We start from the raw sequence: 15,339 nt of genomic DNA, 5'->3' as shown, positions 1-15,339 counted from the left end.
TCGTTCCGTCGACATATGTGTGCGGGGTCCGCCGCCGGAACCTACTCGACGGCCGCAAGCGACCCGATTTCGGCCGGCACCGACCCGACGCCGAACCAGCCGTCGGCTTCCCGGTGTAGCAGGAGGCCGTCGGTGGTGCCCGCGTACACCTCCCCGTCGGCCGCGGCCCACGAGAGGACGAACCCGCCGGGCGAGCCCGCGTACTCGACGGGTTCGAGCGTGTCGCCGCCGTCGCAGGACTCATAGAGGGCAGCATCGGTTCCCTTCGGGCCATCCCACGTCGCCGGCGGGCCGGCCGCCGCGGCCGCATAGAGGCGGCCGTCGTACGCGAAGGCCTCCCGGAAGTACCGCCGGTCGCCGCCATCGTCGAGGCGGGTCCACGAACGCCCCGAATCGCGCGTCCGATAGAGGCCGTTGCCCGTCGAGGCGACCCATTCGTCGACGCTCCGTACGAGCACGTGATGGATATCGTCGTGAACGCCCTGTCGCCGCTCGGTCCACGTCTCCCCGCCGTCCTCGCTGAGGTGGACGCCACCGACCTCAATGCCGGCGACGACGCGCTCGCCGCCCGCAGACCGGAGCGCCCGGACGTGAGACTCGTTGCGATGCCGCGGCGTGTACCACTCCTCGCGTGAGGGGAGGTCTTGGAGGCTCTCACACCCGTCCCACGTCTCGCCCGCGTCCTCGGAGACGTAGATATGGGCGGGATGGGTGCCGATGTAGAGTCGTTCGCCGACCGGCGCTTCCAGCACCGAATACACCTCCGGCCGCGGCGTCTCGATATGGGTCCACGACCGGCCGCTATCGAGCGAGCGGTAGAGGCCGCCGCGGGTCGCCGCATAGACCCGCGGGCCGAACGTCCGCACGCGGAGCACGCGGTCGGAATCGAGGACGCGAACCGGGTCCTCGGCCGCCTCGGGGTCGCCCCGAAACACCCCGGTCCGTGCCCCCAAAAGCAGGTTCATGGGTGGCCTCAGTACGGGGCCCACCTTAAGTTTGGACCGTCGGACGAAAAACACCGAATTCGACCACGTCGGTTACCGTTTATTTACGTGCCGACAGCCGCTCCGTCAGCAGGTCGAAGCGCCGAAAAAGCCCTTGACGAAGTTGGGCACCGGCAGCCCGCTGAAGAGGTCACCGAGGAACCCGGCGACGCCGCCGAGGAGGCCGCCCACGAAGCCCGGCGGCCCCGCATCGCCGCTCGGGCCTTCGTCGGCGTTCTGACACTCGTCGACGGTGTCGCCGGGCTGTGCGGCCGCGGGCGCGGCGAAGGCACTCGCGACGACCAGCACGGCGAACAGGATTGCTATCGTTCGCTTCATTGTACCCGATTGGAGACACCGGATGGACTTCAACCGGCGAGACCGTTCGACCGTTTAGACGGTTTATGAACAGTTTAGCGGGTCGAAACCCGCCGTTCGTCCTTAGGACAGTCGGTCGAGGTCGTCGAGGAACTCCTGCAGCATCGGCCGGGTGACGTGGGGCATACAGACCACGCGGGCCTCGCCGTTTTCGGTCGGCGAGATGCGCCAGCCGTGGTCGCGCAGTTCGGCGATGCGGTCCCGGGAGAAATCCATCGCGACGATGGGGAGGACGGGCGAGACGACATCGAAGCCGCGGGAACGGACCTCGGCAGCCAGCCAGTCGGCGTTGGTCTGAGAGCGACGGTACTGGGCCTCGTAGCCCTCGGGCCACAACTCCTCCATCGCGGCGACGGCGCTTGCGACGCCCGCGCCGCTGCGGGTCCCCGTCAGCGTCACCTGCGAGGTGGATTCCAGATACGGCGTATCGATGGCGAGTTCGTCCAGCAGTTCCGGCCCGCGGGCCAGCAGGCCGCCGGCAGGGACTGCCGCCTGCCCCATCTTGTGGGGGTCGATGGTCATCGTGTCGATGTCGGCGTCATCGAAGTTCCACGCGTGGGCGGTAAACGGCAGGACGAACCCACCCCACGCGGCGTCGACGTGACAGAGCGCGTCGACGTCGTTGGCCATGTCCGCCAAGGCGGGAATCGGGTCGACGCGGCCGTATTCGGTGGTGCCGGCGACGCCGACGACCAGCACGGTGTCGTCGTCGATGAGTTCGGCGACGCCGTCGAGGTTCGCGCGGTAGTCTTCGAGCGGCGCGGTCCGTAACTCGACGCCGAGGATGTCCGCGGCCTTGCGGAAGGAAAAGTGCGCGGAGGCGGGCGCAACGAAGTTCGGGTTGCGAGTGTCGCCGCGGTTGCGAGCGATGCGGACCGCCTGAATGTTGGCCTCGGTGCCGCCCGAGGAGATGTAGCCCGCCGCGTCGGGCAGGCCGGCCACCTCCCCGAGCATGTCGACGGCTTCGCGTTCGAGTTTGGCGACCGTTTCGTAGGTGCCGGGGTCGCCGGGGTTGGTCGCGAGGAAGCGTTCGGCCGCCTCACGGGCCGACGGATGTGGCTCCGTGCACATCGACGACAGCACTCGGCTGAAATCCTGCGGTTCGGCCCGCTGCATACGTTCCCGAATTCGTGTCCGCACCTTTATCCGTTGTGTTGTTTCCCGCTACGATTCGAGGGCGTCGACCCACTCGGGTCGTTCGACGCCCGGGTCGCTCGTCGCCGTGACGTTGAAATCGAGCCGGTAGTCGGCCGGCTCGCCGTTGAGCTGGTAGTCGGCCTGCGCGCTGAACGTCAGAATCCGCCCGCGCTCGTCGACGACCAGTTCCACCTCGTAGTTGCTGATGTTCGTCGCGCCGCGTGGGAACGCCGACGTGTCCGACGGCCGGCCCGTCGCACGGAGATGGATACGGTTCGGCCCCTCGCGTTCGTCGACTTCCTCGACCTCGAAGGGTGCCGTCAGGTGCGATTCGAATAACTGGCTGCCCGCCAGCGCCGCAGGTGGTGTCGGGTCCGCGCGCTGGAAGTCGCGGGTACCGCCCGCCTCGATGCTCCGGAATTCGACCGTCTCGTTGCCCCAAATCATGAACCGCGAGGACGTCCGTCCGTTGTTTACCAACTGGGACTGATACTCGGTGGCGTTGGGCGCCACGCTGGTTCGCTGGCGGCGTTCGACCTCCATCCGGTCGCCCTCGGGGCCGACCCGCTGGCTGACGTTGAGTTCGTGGGCGTAGCCAGATGCCGTCAACTCCTCGACGTGGGCGTCGAGCAACGCCTCGGAGTCGTTCAGTTCGCCGTTCTCGATGCCCGGTGCACTGCTGTCTGACGTTCCGGAACCGGGAAGGGCCGAACACCCGGCGAGCGCTACTAAACACACCAACGCAACAGCCGCGAGGCCTCGTCGCATGGGCCAACCAGGGAATCGGCGAATAAAAGTGACGTGATGGGCGGTTCCGGTCGAATACGGAGCGGCGTTAGCGGACCGAATCCAGCAGCAGTTTCTGCTCTTTCCGCTTGACCTCGTGTTGGACATCGCGGACGGCGTCGATGTTCGCGGAGATTGAGGAGACGCCCTCCTCGACGAGGAACTGGACCATCTCCGGCTTGGACCCGGCCTGCCCACAAATCGACGTGTCGATGTCGTGTTCGCGGCAGGTCTCGATGGTCGTCTCGATGAGTTTCAGCACCGCGGGGTGGAGTTCGTCGAAGCGGTCGGCGACGTGCTCGTTGTTCCGGTCGACCGCGAGGGTGTACTGGGTGAGGTCGTTGGTGCCGAAGGAGGCGAAGTCGATGCCCTCGGTGGCCATGTCCTCGATGGTCAGCGCCGAGGCGGGCGTCTCGATCATGACACCCCAGCGGCGTTTCTCGTGGTCGATGCCGGCTTCTTCCATCAGGTTCCGCGCCTGCAGGACGTCCTCGGCGTCGTTGACCAGCGGGAACATGATTTCGACGTTGTCGTAACCCATGTCGAAGAGTCGGTTGAACGCCTCCAGTTCGTATTTGAAGACGTCCGGCCGGTCGAGGCTCCGACGGATGCCACGGTAGCCCAACATTGGGTTGTGCTCGTGGGGTTCGTCCTCGCCGCCTTCGAGTTGCCGGAACTCGTCGGTCGGCGCGTCGAGGGTGCGAACGCGAACGGGGCGGGGGTAGAACTCGTCGGCCACGCCGCGGACGCCCTCGACGATTTCGTCGATGTAGGCGTCCTCGCCGTGGTCTTCGAGGTAGCGCTCGGGCGTCTTGTTCGTCGAGAGAATCATGTGTTCCATCCGGAGCAGGCCGACGCCGTCGGCGCCGGTCGCGGCGGCGCGTTCGGCGGCCTCCGGAATGGAGACGTTGACCTTCACTTCGGTTGCCGTCATCGGCTTGACGGGACTCTGCGGACGGACCTCCTCGACGGCGTCGGTCTCCTCTTCGGGTTCGACCGACCCCTCGGTGACGGTGCCCTTGTCGCCGTCGATGGTGACGGTTTGGCCGTCACTGAGGACTTCGCTGGCGTTGCCGGCGCCGACGACTGCCGGAGCGCCGAGTTCGCGGGCGACGATGGCGGCGTGGCTGGTCATGCCGCCCTCGTCGGTGATGATGCCGCTGGCGCGTTTCATCGCGGGCACCATGTCGGGCGTCGTCATCTCGGTGACGATGATGTCGCCCTCGCTGACCTTGTCGAGCTGGTCGAGTTTGCGGACGATGCGGATCGGACCAGAGGAGATGCCAGGCGAGGCGCCGAGGCCCTGGACGAGTTGCTCGCCCTCGCCGTTGCCGTTGCCGTCGGCGGTCGCTTCCCCGGCGGCATCGTCGGAAATCGTCGTAATCGGACGGGACTGCAGCATGTAGACGTCGCCGTCCGCGATGGCCCACTCGATGTCCTGCGGTTCGTCGTAGTGGTCCTCGGCGCGCTCGCCGAGGTCGATGAGTTCCTCGATTTCGTTCCGGTCGAGGACCTGTTCGTGCCGTTTGTCCTCGGGCACGTCGCGTTCGACGGTCTCGCCGGTGGCCTCGTCTTTGACCATCTGGACCTTCTTGTCGGCGACGGTGGTCTCCAGCATCTCGCCGGTCTCGCGGTCGACGACGTAGTTGTCCGGGGAGACCGACCCGGAGACGACGGCCTCGCCGAGCCCCCACGCGGCCTCGATGATGATTTTCGGCTCACCGGTCGAGGGGTGGGAGGTGAACATGACGCCGGATTTGTCGGCGGCGACCATCTTCTGGACGACGACGGCGATGTCGACGACGTCGTGTTCGAAGCCCTGCTCGTTGCGGTAGTAGATAGCACGCTGAGTGAACAGCGACGCCCAACAGTGTTTGACCCGGTCGATGAGGTCCTCGCGGGTGATGTTGAGGAACGTCTCCTGTTGACCCGCAAAGGAGGCATCGGGCAGGTCCTCGGCGGTCGCGGAGGACCGAACCGCGACGAACGCCTTGCCATCGTCGAGTTCGTCGTAGGACGCGAGGATGTCCTCTCGGACCGGCTTGGGTAGTTCCGTCTCGAGGATGAGTTCCTTCGCTCTGGCCTCCGCTTCGGCCAGCGCCTCGGAATCGTCCGAATCGACGTCGACTGCCTCGAACAGCTCGTCGTCGATTCCGGTCTCCTCGATGAACGTTCGGTAGGTCTGCGCGGTGACTACGAAACCGGGCGGAACGGGCAGTCCCGCGGCCGTCATTTCGCCGAGGGATGCGCCCTTGCCGCCGACCGCCCCGAGGTCGTCGGCGCCGATTTCGTCCAGCCAGAGTACAGCCATCTTGTAGGTGAACCACCGTCCACACCGCTAAAGAAGGTTCCGAAGCGCGCCGTTTCGACAAGGATTGTCGGAAACGATATAGGGTTGTTAGCGGGGCACACGGCCGAATTCGGCCGCCGGTAGCCGCACCCTACCGGGCGTTCTCAGGCTTCGATGATGTCGTCCTCGTCGAACTCCGGAACGACGATACTACCGTCGAGTGCCGTCACCGCCCGCCCGCCGACCGTTACGGGGTCGCTCCGGGCACGCACCCGAACCCGTCCCGGCCGGTCGAGGAAGTGCCCCTGTTCGAAGACCATCTCGTCGGGGAACTCGCCGTCGAAGGCCCTGTATTCCCGAAGGTAGGCACCCGCTGCGCCGGAGGCCGTCCCGGTGACCGGGTCCTCGTCGACGCCCGCCGCGGGTGCGAACATCCGCGCGTGGAGCGTCGCATCCCGGTCCAGCGAATCGAAGGTGAAGGCGTAGATGCCGGTCACGTCCAACTCCTCGGTCAGTTCGGCGATTGCGCCCATATCGGGGTCCATCCCCGAGAGGGCTTCGAGGAAGTTGACGGGAACCATGAGGAAGCCGAGGCCGGTCGAGGCCGTCGCCAGCGGCATGTCAGCACCGATATCGGTCAGCGTCGCCGGGTCGACACCGAGGGCCGAACCGACCCGCTCGTAGTCGAGGTCCACCCGGTTCACGTCGGCGGTGTCCTGTGTCATCCAGACCGTTCCGTCCTCGATTTCGATATCGAGGACGCCGACGTTCGTTTCGAGGGTGTGTTCGCCGTCGTCGAGTTGGCCGTCCTCGGCGAGCCACGCGTGGCTAGCGACCGTCGCGTGCCCACAGAGGTCGACCTCCTGTGTCGGCGTGAAGTAGCGAACCCGGCGGTCGGCCTCCTCGCTCGGGAGCAGAAAGGCTGTTTCGGAGGCGTTCAGTTCGTCGGCTATCGCACCCATCGCGTCCTCAGAGAGCCCTTCGGCGTCGGGGACCAGCCCCGCCGGGTTCCCCGAAAGCGGCTCGTCGGTGAAGGCGTCGACCAGCAGCGTACGTCGCGTGTCCATACCCGCACGTCTCGCCCGCGGTTCTTAAGTCGGGCGACGGGACCGGAGCAGTGCGCCGAACCGATTCGTGTCACCCGACCCGCCCGCTACCAGAACTCCTCGTGGACGGCTCTGCCGGCCCCGTTGGCGACGCCGCCGACCACCTCACAGTCGAGTATCTCGGAGGCGCGGGTCGCCGGCTCGCCGCCCGTGAACTCGACGACTTCCTCGGCACTGACGCTGTAGACGACGCGGTCGAGTTCCGCGTACCGCATCCCGCCGCTACACATCGGACACGGCTCGGTACTCGTGTACATGACTGTCTCCGCGCGTGTGTCGGGGTCCATTTCGCGCATCGCCCGGTGGGCGAGATGGAGTTCCGGGTGCCGGCGGATGTCGTCCTCGGTGAGGACGCGATTGGACTCCCGCATGACGATTTCGTCGTCACGAACCAGCACGGAGCCGAACGGGCGGTCCCCGCGCTCGGCGGCCTCACGGGCGAGGTCGATAGCTGCCCCCATGTGGGCCTCGTGGTCGAAGGTCTCGAACTCGGACATGGCTCGCGTTTCGGCGCCTGCGGCTTAGAGGTTCGGCCACGAACGTCGCGGGTCGGTGGGATTAATGCTGGCCGCCCCAGAGTTTCGGGACATGAGCGACCTCCCGGACGAGTTCAAATGCACCGTCACCAACTGGGAGTACATCTACGGCCTCTGTCGGAACGTCGCGAATCAGGTCAAGGCCGCCGACTTCGAACCGGACGTCGTCGTCGCGCTGGCCCGCGGCGGCTGGTTCGCCGGGCGCTGTATCTGTGACTTCCTCGGTCTCAACGACCTGACGAGCCTGAAGATGGAACACTACGTCGGCACCGGTCAGAAGGCCGACGAACCGCAGGTCCGATACCCGATGCCCGAAGGCAGCGTCGAGGGCAAGGACGTGCTGGTCATCGACGACATCGCCGACACTGGCGGCTCGATTCGCCGCGCCCACGAGTACGTCAACGACCGCGACTGCGCAAACGTCCGGACCGCAACGCTGCAGTTGCTCCAGACCAGCGAGTTCGAACCCGAGTTCGTCGGCGAGCGCCTCGAGGAGTGGACGTGGGTCGTCTACCCCTGGAACTTCATCGAGGACATGATTGACCTCATCAGCGGCGTCATGGAGAAGGCCGACCAGGAGACGTTCACCAAGGCCGATATCCGCCATTTCCTCTCGGAGTATCACCGCGTCGAGCGCATCGAGATGGAAATCGCCCAGCCGAACCGCCTCGACGAGGTACTGGAGGAAATGGAGCGCCGCAACGTCGCCGACTCGGCCGGCGACGGGCGCTGGCAACTCGCATAGCGTGACCGACGACGAGAGCGAGGACGCCATCGAGGCACTCGTCCGCTCCTACGACCTGAAAGACGAGATTCGCACGGGCTGGCAACTCCGCGGAATCGAGAACCCCGAATCCGTCGCCGCCCACTCGTGGGGCGTGAGCCTGCTCGTCGTCCGTTTCTGCCCGTCGGACCTCGACCGCGAACGCGCGCTCGAACTCGCGGCCGTCCACGACGTCGCCGAGGCCGAAATCGGCGATATCGCGACGCGGGCCGAAGCAGGTGCCCAGACAGTCGAGAAAGCCGAGAAGGAACGCCGCGAACGCGCGGCCATGGAAGGGCCGCTTTCGGGCCTCGGTGCGGACGTTCGGGAGGTCTGGGAGGACTACGAGGCCCGCGAGAGCCCGGAAGCCCGGTTCGTCAAGGACATGGACCTGCTGGATACCTGCCTGCAGGCGCTGGTCTACGAGCGGGCGGGCCGCTACGACCCCGACGCCGACAACGAACACTTCGAGGAATACGACGCCCTCGACGAGTTCTTCGCGACCAGCGAGCCACGGCTCTCGACCGAGCGGGGGCAAGAGTTGTTCGAACGGGTGCGGGAGAAGTACGAAGCAGCGAAGGCCGATACCTGAGTCCGGTGCGCACTCAGATGTCCCGGCTGGTGTCGACGACGACGTGGTCCGTCAGGCGGAGTTTCAGCGGTTCGTCCAGCGCAACCCCGTCGCGGTTCTTCGTGATGGACAGACGGGTTTCGACGGCCAGCGGGTTGACGACCAGCGAGAGCCGCCAGGTCATGTCCGCGCGAGCGTAGGTGAGCCATCGCTGGGGTGGCTCCGTCTCGGGTTCGTGGCCGTGTAGAAGGACGAGGCCGTTCGACGCCCCAGCGGCATCGGCGGCGGCGTCGAGGAACGCCCGGTAGGCCGCCGCATCGTCGCTCAGTTCGAGAGCCGTCACCGCATCGACGACGAGACAGCCACCGTCGGGAACCGAGAGGAACTCCTCCGGGGCCGCCAGCAACTCCTCCGGCGTCGTCGCGGTCACCGAGGTGTCCGGGAGGCGCTCGGCGACGACCGACGCGTCCCGAACCGTGGAGACGTACGTCGACTCGTTTTTACGGGCAACCTCCTCGAGGACGAGTTCCGATTGGGTTTCCGGCGGCGCGGTAAACGTCAGCAACGTTCCCGGTGGGACGCCGCCGCGGAGGCGTCTGTCGAGGGGGTCCATCCCCGTCGGAATCATACCCGAAAGTAGGACTCGCGGGGCATAAAGGGAAGTCACCGGGCGACGTAGGTCGACCCATGCTCGGCATCATCGGCGGCAGCGGCATCTACGAGGCGCTGGGTTTCGAGAACACCTACGAAGAGCGGGTCCAGACCCCCTTCGGCGCCCCGAGCGCGCCGCTGGAAGTCGGCGACGTCGACGGCACGAAGGTCGCCTTCCTCCCGCGTCACGGCCGCAACCACCAGTACGACCCGACGAACGTCCCCTATCGGGCGAACATTCACGCACTGAAGCAGGTCGGCGTCGACCGCATCGTCGCGACCAACGCCGTCGGCAGCCTCCGTGAGGACCTCCCGCCGCGGACGCTCGTGGTCCCCGACCAACTGTTCGACCGCACCCGCGACCGGCCGCGCTCCTTCTTCGGCGACGGCATCACCGTCCACGTCTCGATGGCCAACCCCTACTGTCCGCATCTGACCGAAGAACTGGCCGCCCATTCGGACGCGACGGACGCCGAGGTGGTCGAGGAAGGTACCTACGTCTGTATCGAGGGGTCGCAGTTCTCCACGCAGGCCGAAAGCGAGTTCTACCGGGACCGCGGCTTCGACGTCATCGGCATGACGACGGTCCCCGAGGCGCATCTCGCCCGCGAGGCCGAACTCTGCTATGCGACGATTACGGGCGTCACCGACTACGACGTCTGGTACGAGGGCGAAGAAGTCTCACTGGAGACGGTGCTGGCAAACGCTGAAGCGAACGAGGGGTCGATGTCCGACCTGCTGGATTCGATAATCGGGTCGCTCGACGAGCACCCCGACTGCGCGTGTCAGCAGGCGCTCGACGGCGCAATCAACACCCCACCCGAGGCTATCGGCCGCGAAACGCGCGAGGACGTCGAACTACTTATCGAGGATTATCGCTGACGGGCGTCCTCGCGGACGTACGTCAGCGCCGTCACCACGTCGTCGGGGTCTACTCGGTCGCGGGTCTCGGCGAGCCGCTCTCTGAATCGTGACGGCGTCATGATGTGCTATACCCTACCACAGTTTCAAATATAAATGTATCGGCAAATGGTTCCGGAGTTTCAAGAAGTCAGTCGTCGGCCGCTGCGGGTTCCTCGACGGGCGTCGCCGAGGGGTCCTGCACCCAGAGGTCGCCGAAGAGGTCGTCCTGCTGGAGTTTGACCTGTCCGCGGTGAGCCAAGAAGAGCAATCCGAGGAAGGTGTTGACCGTCGACCCGCCGGCCTCACGCACCTCGGCGAAGAGCACCTCGTCGCGGCCCTGCTCGTAGTGGCTCTGGAGTTCGACGTAGACGTCGTTGATGATATCCTCCATGTGCTCGTCGTGGGCCGTCCCCGTCACGTCGTCGGCGGTCGGTTCGTCGTCCATCCGGAAGTCGTCGCCCGAGTGGTAATCCAGCGTCTGCGCGCCGCGAGAGAACCCGGACGGCGACTCCGAGGTGTCGTAGGTCCTCGATTCCTTCCACCACGTATCGCGTTCGTGCTCCCGGAGGTCCCGAACCAGCTCGTCCAGCGTCTCCGGCATTCCACGGGCCCGTTTCCGGTCGATACGCCGGTCGATTTCCCGCTCCAGTTCGTCGAAGGGGTCGACGACCGGCCCGCCCTCCTCGGGCGGCGGGCCCTCCTCCCAGGGCTCCTCGGCCCACTCCTCCTCCTGCTCGTCTTCGTCGACCCACATCGCGTCGCTTTTCATCCGTAGCAGTACCGACGCGTAGAACAGCGCCCGGCCGCCGGTTCGGAGGTCCGCCTCATCGAGGCGGTCGAGGAACTTGTCGGTGACCGTCACGACGTCGATGTCCCACGGGTCGATTTCGCCGTCCTTGGCCAACTGGACGAGCAACTCGACGGGTTCGACCTCGTCGTCGTCAGCGTCCGATTCGGAAACGTCGAACTCCGAGAGGACTGCGTCGTCTTCATCTCCGTCCACGTCACCCGTTCCGTTTCCGTTGACGTCCGGCTCCGTACCGTTCGTACTCGCGCCGTTTTCCTGCTCTCGGCGCTTCTTCTCCTTCTCGTGGCCCGCGATGTTCAGCGGGATGTCGTCGGCCGCACCGCCGTCGGTGCGTTTCTCGTCGTCTTCCGGCTCGTTTTCGTCAATCATCCGCCGGCACCCCCTCCGACGACAGGTCGATACCCGTCACCGCGGAGACGTTGTCGTCCTGCATCATCACGCCGATGGCGCGCTCGGAGCGCTCCAAGAGTGCCGAGCGGTGGGAGACGACGACGAACTGTGCGTCGCCGGCCAGTTCCTCGACCATCTCGCCGACCATCTCGGCGTTGGCGGCATCGAGGAAGGCGTCCACCTCGTCCAGCGCGTAGAAGGGTGCGGGGTTGTACCGCTGGATGGCGAAGATGAACGCCAGCGCCGTCAGCGATTTCTCGCCGCCGGACATGGCGTCGAGGCGCTGAACCGGCTTGTCCCGCGGTTGGGCCTTCATCGTCAGGCCGCCCTCGAAGGGGTCCTCGGGGTCCTCGAGGACGAGTTCGCCCGACCCGCCCGAGAGTCGCGAGAAGATGTCCTCGAACTGCTCGTTGATGCCCTCGTAGGCGTCCATGAACGTCTCCTTCTTGCGGGCTTCGTACTGGTCGATGCGGTCGCGAATCTCGTCGGCCTCGTCGACCAGCGTATCCCGCTTTGCTTCGAGGTCTTCGAGGTCGTCCTGCACCTCGTCGTATTCGTCGATAGCCAGCATGTTGACCGGCTCTAGGGCCGACATTTCGGCTTCGAGGCGCTGGATTTCCTGCTTGACAGTGTCGTGGTCCGGAATCTCCTCGGGGTCGTACTCTTCGACCTGCGAGGCGAGTTCGTCGACCTCCCATTCGAGGCGGTCACGCTGGTCTCGGAGGTCCTCGAGTTTCGATTCGACGCGGGAGACCTGCTCTTTCTGCTCGTCGCGGGCCCCCTTGGCGTCGCCGAGTTCGTTTTTCAGTTCCTCGCGGTCGGCCTTGAGGTCCGCGAGTTCCTCTTCGAGTTCCGCGACTTCGGCCTCCTTCTCCTCGAGTTCGGCCTCCTTCTCGTCGATTTGTGCTTCGAGTTCGACCACGCGCTCTTCGGCGTCGGCCTTCTTGTTCTGGGCCGACTCGATATCGTCGTGGAGGTCCTCGATGGCCTCCTCGGCGTACTGCTTCTCGAGTTGCAGTTCGTTGAGGTCGCCGTCGAGGTCGTCCATCCGGTCTTCCAACTCGGCGATTTCCTCGCGAATCTCCTCGGCCTTGCTCGTCAGTTCGGGAATCTCGGAGGCCTGCAGTTCGGCTTCGAGTTCGTCGATGTCCTCCTGGACGGCGTCTATTTCCTCGTTTTTCGCTTCGAGGTCCGCCTCCAGTTCCTCCATCTCTTCGGCGACCTCCTCGCGTTCGCCCTCGATTTCGGCGAGTTCGTCCTGGAGGCGTTCGATTCGGGCTTCGATTTCCTCGCGTTCGCTTTCTATCGACTCGATATCCGATTCGATATCACGGACCTGGTCGGCAGCGTCGGTCTGCCGGTCGCGGGCGTCGTCGAGTCGGCCCTCGACGTCGCGGATGTCCGACCGAATCGACTGTTTCTCGTCTTCGAGGTCGGTAATCTGTTCGGCGACGCGTTCGAGTTGACCCTTCCCGCTCTTGGTAAAGGAGTAGCGGGAACCGGATTTCGAGCCACCGGTCATCGCGCCCGACTTCTCGACGAGGTCGCCGTCGAGCGTCACGATGCGGAACTCGCCCATCAGGTCGCGGGCCGTCTCCATGTCCTCGACGACGAGCGTGTCGCCGACGACGTAGGAGAAGATATCCGCGTAGGTCGGGTCGAAGTCGATGAGGTTGTACGCGAAATCGACCACGCCGGGCAGGTCCGGTGCGGACGGCAGCGACCGGCCGTTCATCTCCGTCATCGGCAGGAAGGTCGCCCGGCCGGCGTTGCGGGATTTCAGGTATTCGATACAGTCCTGACCGACGCCGTCGTCGTCGACGACGACGTTCGCCAGTCGGCCGCCGGCAGCCGTCTCACAGGCGGTCGTGTAGTCGGGGGCGACGCTGCCCAGTTGTCCGACCGTCCCGTGGACGCCCTCCTTCTCGGCGTTCAGAATCGTCGTCACCGCGCGGCCGTACGAGTTGTCGCCGCTTTCGCCCGCGCGGGCCTCTAACTCGGCGTACTCCTGCTGTTTCGCCGAAAGGTCGTCCTCGACGCTTTCGAGGTCCTCTTGCAGTTCGCGTTTCTCCTGTTTGAGGTCCTCGACGACTTCGGTAATCGTCTCCCGGTTGGCCTCGGCCTTTTCCAGTTCGTTTTCGAGGTCCGACAACTGGGCGTCCAGTTCCGGCAGTTCGTCTTCGGCCTCCTCGATTTCGGCCTTCTTCTCGCGTTCTTCCTTCGAGCGTCGCCGCGATTCGTCGAGCAGGCGGTCCTGCTCGCGCTGGAGGTCGTTCTTCTCGTCTTTGAGCTTTTGAATCCGCTCGCGGTTCTCCTCCAGGGCGTCCCGTACTTCCTCGTATTCGGTGTCGACGGCCTGAATCTCGGCTTCGACCTCTTCGAGGTCGGCTTCCTTCTCCTGAATGTCGGCCTTCAGCGACGATTTCTCGACTTTCTTGTTGCGGATGTCGCCGTCCAGTTCATCGATTTTCTCCTGCTTGCGGTCGACCTGGACGAAGGCCTCGCGGCGCTTGTTCTCGGCCTCCTCGATGCGTTCCTCTTCGGCCTCGATTTTGTCCTCGAGCCGCGAGATGTCGCCTTTGATTTCCTCGATATCGCGCTTGATGGCGAGCTGTTCGTCCTCGCCCTTCCGCTCGATTTCGGCGTTGAGGTCTTCGAGGTCCTCCTGCAGGCGCGTGACGCGGCCCTGCCGTTCGTCGAGTTCGCGCTGGAGGTCTTCGAGGCCCTCCTCCTTTTCGTCGATAGCCGCCGTCGTCTCCTCGAGTTCCTCGCGCTTGTCTTCGAGTTCGGCGGCCTTCAGGTAGCCCTCGTACTCCTGTTTCTCGTCACGGAGGTCCTGATATTCCAGCGCCGTCTCCCGCTCGTCTTCGAGTTGGTCGAGGCGCTCCTGCTTTTCCTCGATGCGGAGTTCGGCCTCGTCGACCCGTTCCTGGACGGTTTCCAGTTCCTCGAAGGCGTCCTCCTTCTTTGCGTCGAACTGCGCGACGCCGGCGATTTCGTCGATGATCTGCCGGCGGGAACCGGCCGTCATGGTGATGATTTCGGTCACGTCGCCCTGCATCACGACGTTGTACCCTTCGGGCGTCACGCCGGCCTGCGCGAGCAGGTCCTGGATGTCCGAGAGGTTGACCGAGCGACCGTTGAGGTAGTAGTAGGAGTAGTAGGTGTCCTCGTCGGTCTGCTTGACGCGGCGGCGAATCGACACCTCGTCGACGTCGCCGACCTTGTCTGAACCGGCCGCGGAGACGATTTGCTCCCGGGAGAGCGTGCCGTCGTCGTTGTCGAGGATGACCTCGACGCTGGCCTCGCGTTCGCCGCCGAACTCCTCGTCGGCGTCATCGTGGCCCGGGTTGTAGATAAGGTCCGTGAGTTTGTCGGCCCGGATGCCCGAGGTACGGGCCAGTCCGAGGGCGAAGAGAATCGAGTCGATGATGTTGGACTTGCCGGAGCCGTTCGGGCCGCTGATGGTGGTGAAATCCTCGTATAAAGGGATTCGCGTCTTACGGCCGAAGCTCTTGAAGTTGTCGAGGACGAGCTCTTTGATGTGCATGGGGTGCTCGTGGCGCCCCGAATCAGGCCACGATGATATCGTCGCCGGACTCGGAGTCCGTGTTATCCTCTCCGTCGTCCTCGTCGGTGTTAACCTCGTCGGCCGACGCCTCGACCTCTTCGTCGGTCGCCTCGGTTGCCTGCTCGGTCGTCGTCGACTGTGCGCTGCTGGTGCCCCGCGTGAGGACGTCCGTATCCACGTCGGAGCCCTCTTCGAGAACCTGCAGTCGCTCCTTCGTCTCGACCAGTTCGTCGGTCAGCCCATCGATCGTCGCTTCGAGTTCGCGCACCTTGGCCTCAAGCTCCTCCACACGGTTCCCTGACATACCACCGAATCGCGCCCCCGAACGTATAAAGGTGCGTCAGACATTGACAACTGTTCTGATACATCCGAAATCGGGCGACGCTCGCCGTTGTGATGCGGTCGCCCCACCGTTTCGTATCGAGGTTCCGACGGGGGTTCGTGGGTGCTGAAACGAGCAACGGGA

14 protein-coding genes are annotated in these 15,339 nt (G+C 65.2%); 3 read left to right on the top strand and 11 right to left on the bottom strand.

Annotated features, from left to right (window positions below; genetic code table 11):
• Nucleotides 1-41 precede the first annotated feature (41 nt).
• The 7 genes from HWV23_RS12200 to HWV23_RS12170 all read right to left on the bottom strand — a co-directional run bounded on the left by HWV23_RS12200 (nucleotide 42) and on the right by HWV23_RS12170 (nucleotide 7,177).
• Nucleotides 42-965 carry a WD40/YVTN/BNR-like repeat-containing protein gene (locus HWV23_RS12200; RefSeq protein WP_178290675.1) on the bottom strand — a complete coding sequence of 308 codons (924 nt, stop codon included), beginning with the start codon at nucleotides 963-965 and terminating at the stop codon, nucleotides 42-44.
• Nucleotides 966-1,070: 105 nt separating this feature from the next.
• Nucleotides 1,071-1,322: a histidine kinase gene (locus HWV23_RS12195; protein ID WP_178290674.1), complete on the bottom strand. Its 252-nt coding sequence runs from the start codon at nucleotides 1,320-1,322 to the stop codon at nucleotides 1,071-1,073.
• A 102-nt stretch (nucleotides 1,323-1,424) separates the two neighbouring features.
• Complete coding sequence (gene mfnA, locus HWV23_RS12190) at nucleotides 1,425-2,477, bottom strand: tyrosine decarboxylase MfnA (protein ID WP_178290673.1); 1,053 nt, start codon at nucleotides 2,475-2,477, stop codon at nucleotides 1,425-1,427.
• Nucleotides 2,478-2,525: 48 nt separating this feature from the next.
• The gene (locus tag HWV23_RS12185) at nucleotides 2,526-3,266 is read right to left on the bottom strand and encodes a hypothetical protein (protein WP_178290672.1); all 741 of its coding nucleotides are present in this window, start codon (nucleotides 3,264-3,266) and stop codon (nucleotides 2,526-2,528) included.
• Between the two features lie 67 nt (nucleotides 3,267-3,333).
• Nucleotides 3,334-5,595 (bottom strand): phosphoenolpyruvate synthase, encoded by a 2,262-nt coding sequence (gene ppsA, locus HWV23_RS12180; RefSeq protein WP_178290671.1) that lies wholly within the window; start codon nucleotides 5,593-5,595, stop codon nucleotides 3,334-3,336.
• 143 nt (nucleotides 5,596-5,738) lie between these two features.
• Nucleotides 5,739-6,641 carry a PhzF family phenazine biosynthesis protein gene (locus tag HWV23_RS12175; RefSeq protein ID WP_178290670.1) on the bottom strand — a complete coding sequence of 301 codons (903 nt, stop codon included), beginning with the start codon at nucleotides 6,639-6,641 and terminating at the stop codon, nucleotides 5,739-5,741.
• 86 nt (nucleotides 6,642-6,727) lie between these two features.
• A complete protein-coding gene (locus HWV23_RS12170; RefSeq protein ID WP_178290669.1) occupies nucleotides 6,728-7,177 on the bottom strand; it encodes a nucleoside deaminase in 450 nt (149 codons plus the stop codon).
• 91 nt (nucleotides 7,178-7,268) lie between these two features.
• Here HWV23_RS12170 and HWV23_RS12165 point away from each other — a divergent pair, with 91 nt between their 5' ends.
• Together HWV23_RS12165 and HWV23_RS12160 are read left to right on the top strand one after the other, a co-directional pair.
• A complete protein-coding gene (locus HWV23_RS12165) occupies nucleotides 7,269-7,961 on the top strand; it encodes a phosphoribosyltransferase (RefSeq protein WP_178290668.1) in 693 nt (230 codons plus the stop codon).
• A 1-nt stretch (nucleotide 7,962) separates the two neighbouring features.
• The gene (locus tag HWV23_RS12160; RefSeq protein ID WP_178290667.1) at nucleotides 7,963-8,571 is read left to right on the top strand and encodes an HD domain-containing protein; all 609 of its coding nucleotides are present in this window, start codon (nucleotides 7,963-7,965) and stop codon (nucleotides 8,569-8,571) included.
• Between the two features lie 13 nt (nucleotides 8,572-8,584).
• On the opposite strand, the gene HWV23_RS12155 is transcribed toward HWV23_RS12160, so the two are convergent.
• Nucleotides 8,585-9,178: a DUF7125 family protein gene (locus HWV23_RS12155; RefSeq protein WP_178290666.1), complete on the bottom strand. Its 594-nt coding sequence runs from the start codon at nucleotides 9,176-9,178 to the stop codon at nucleotides 8,585-8,587.
• Between the two features lie 59 nt (nucleotides 9,179-9,237).
• Here HWV23_RS12155 and mtnP point away from each other — a divergent pair, with 59 nt between their 5' ends.
• Complete coding sequence (mtnP, locus tag HWV23_RS12150; protein ID WP_178290665.1) at nucleotides 9,238-10,083, top strand: S-methyl-5'-thioadenosine phosphorylase; 846 nt, start codon at nucleotides 9,238-9,240, stop codon at nucleotides 10,081-10,083.
• Nucleotides 10,084-10,252: 169 nt separating this feature from the next.
• Here mtnP and HWV23_RS12145 read toward each other — a convergent pair whose 3' ends face one another.
• Genes HWV23_RS12145 through HWV23_RS12135 form a run of 3 tightly spaced genes read right to left on the bottom strand, consistent with a single transcriptional unit; the run spans nucleotide 10,253 to nucleotide 15,177 of the window.
• The gene (locus HWV23_RS12145) at nucleotides 10,253-11,281 is read right to left on the bottom strand and encodes a segregation/condensation protein A (RefSeq protein WP_178290664.1); all 1,029 of its coding nucleotides are present in this window, start codon (nucleotides 11,279-11,281) and stop codon (nucleotides 10,253-10,255) included.
• A complete protein-coding gene (smc, locus tag HWV23_RS12140; RefSeq protein WP_178290663.1) occupies nucleotides 11,274-14,852 on the bottom strand; it encodes a chromosome segregation protein SMC in 3,579 nt (1,192 codons plus the stop codon). The genes HWV23_RS12145 and smc overlap by 8 nt, the downstream gene beginning before the upstream one ends.
• A 22-nt stretch (nucleotides 14,853-14,874) precedes the next feature.
• Nucleotides 14,875-15,177, bottom strand: coding sequence for a DUF7518 family protein (locus HWV23_RS12135; RefSeq protein WP_178290662.1), 303 nt, complete (start codon nucleotides 15,175-15,177; stop codon nucleotides 14,875-14,877).
• Nucleotides 15,178-15,339: the final 162 nt, after the last annotated feature.

The organism is Natronomonas halophila, assembly GCF_013391085.1.
Taxonomy (GTDB): domain Archaea; phylum Halobacteriota; class Halobacteria; order Halobacteriales; family Haloarculaceae; genus Natronomonas; species Natronomonas halophila.
This window is presented reverse-complemented; position numbering and strand designations above follow the sequence as displayed.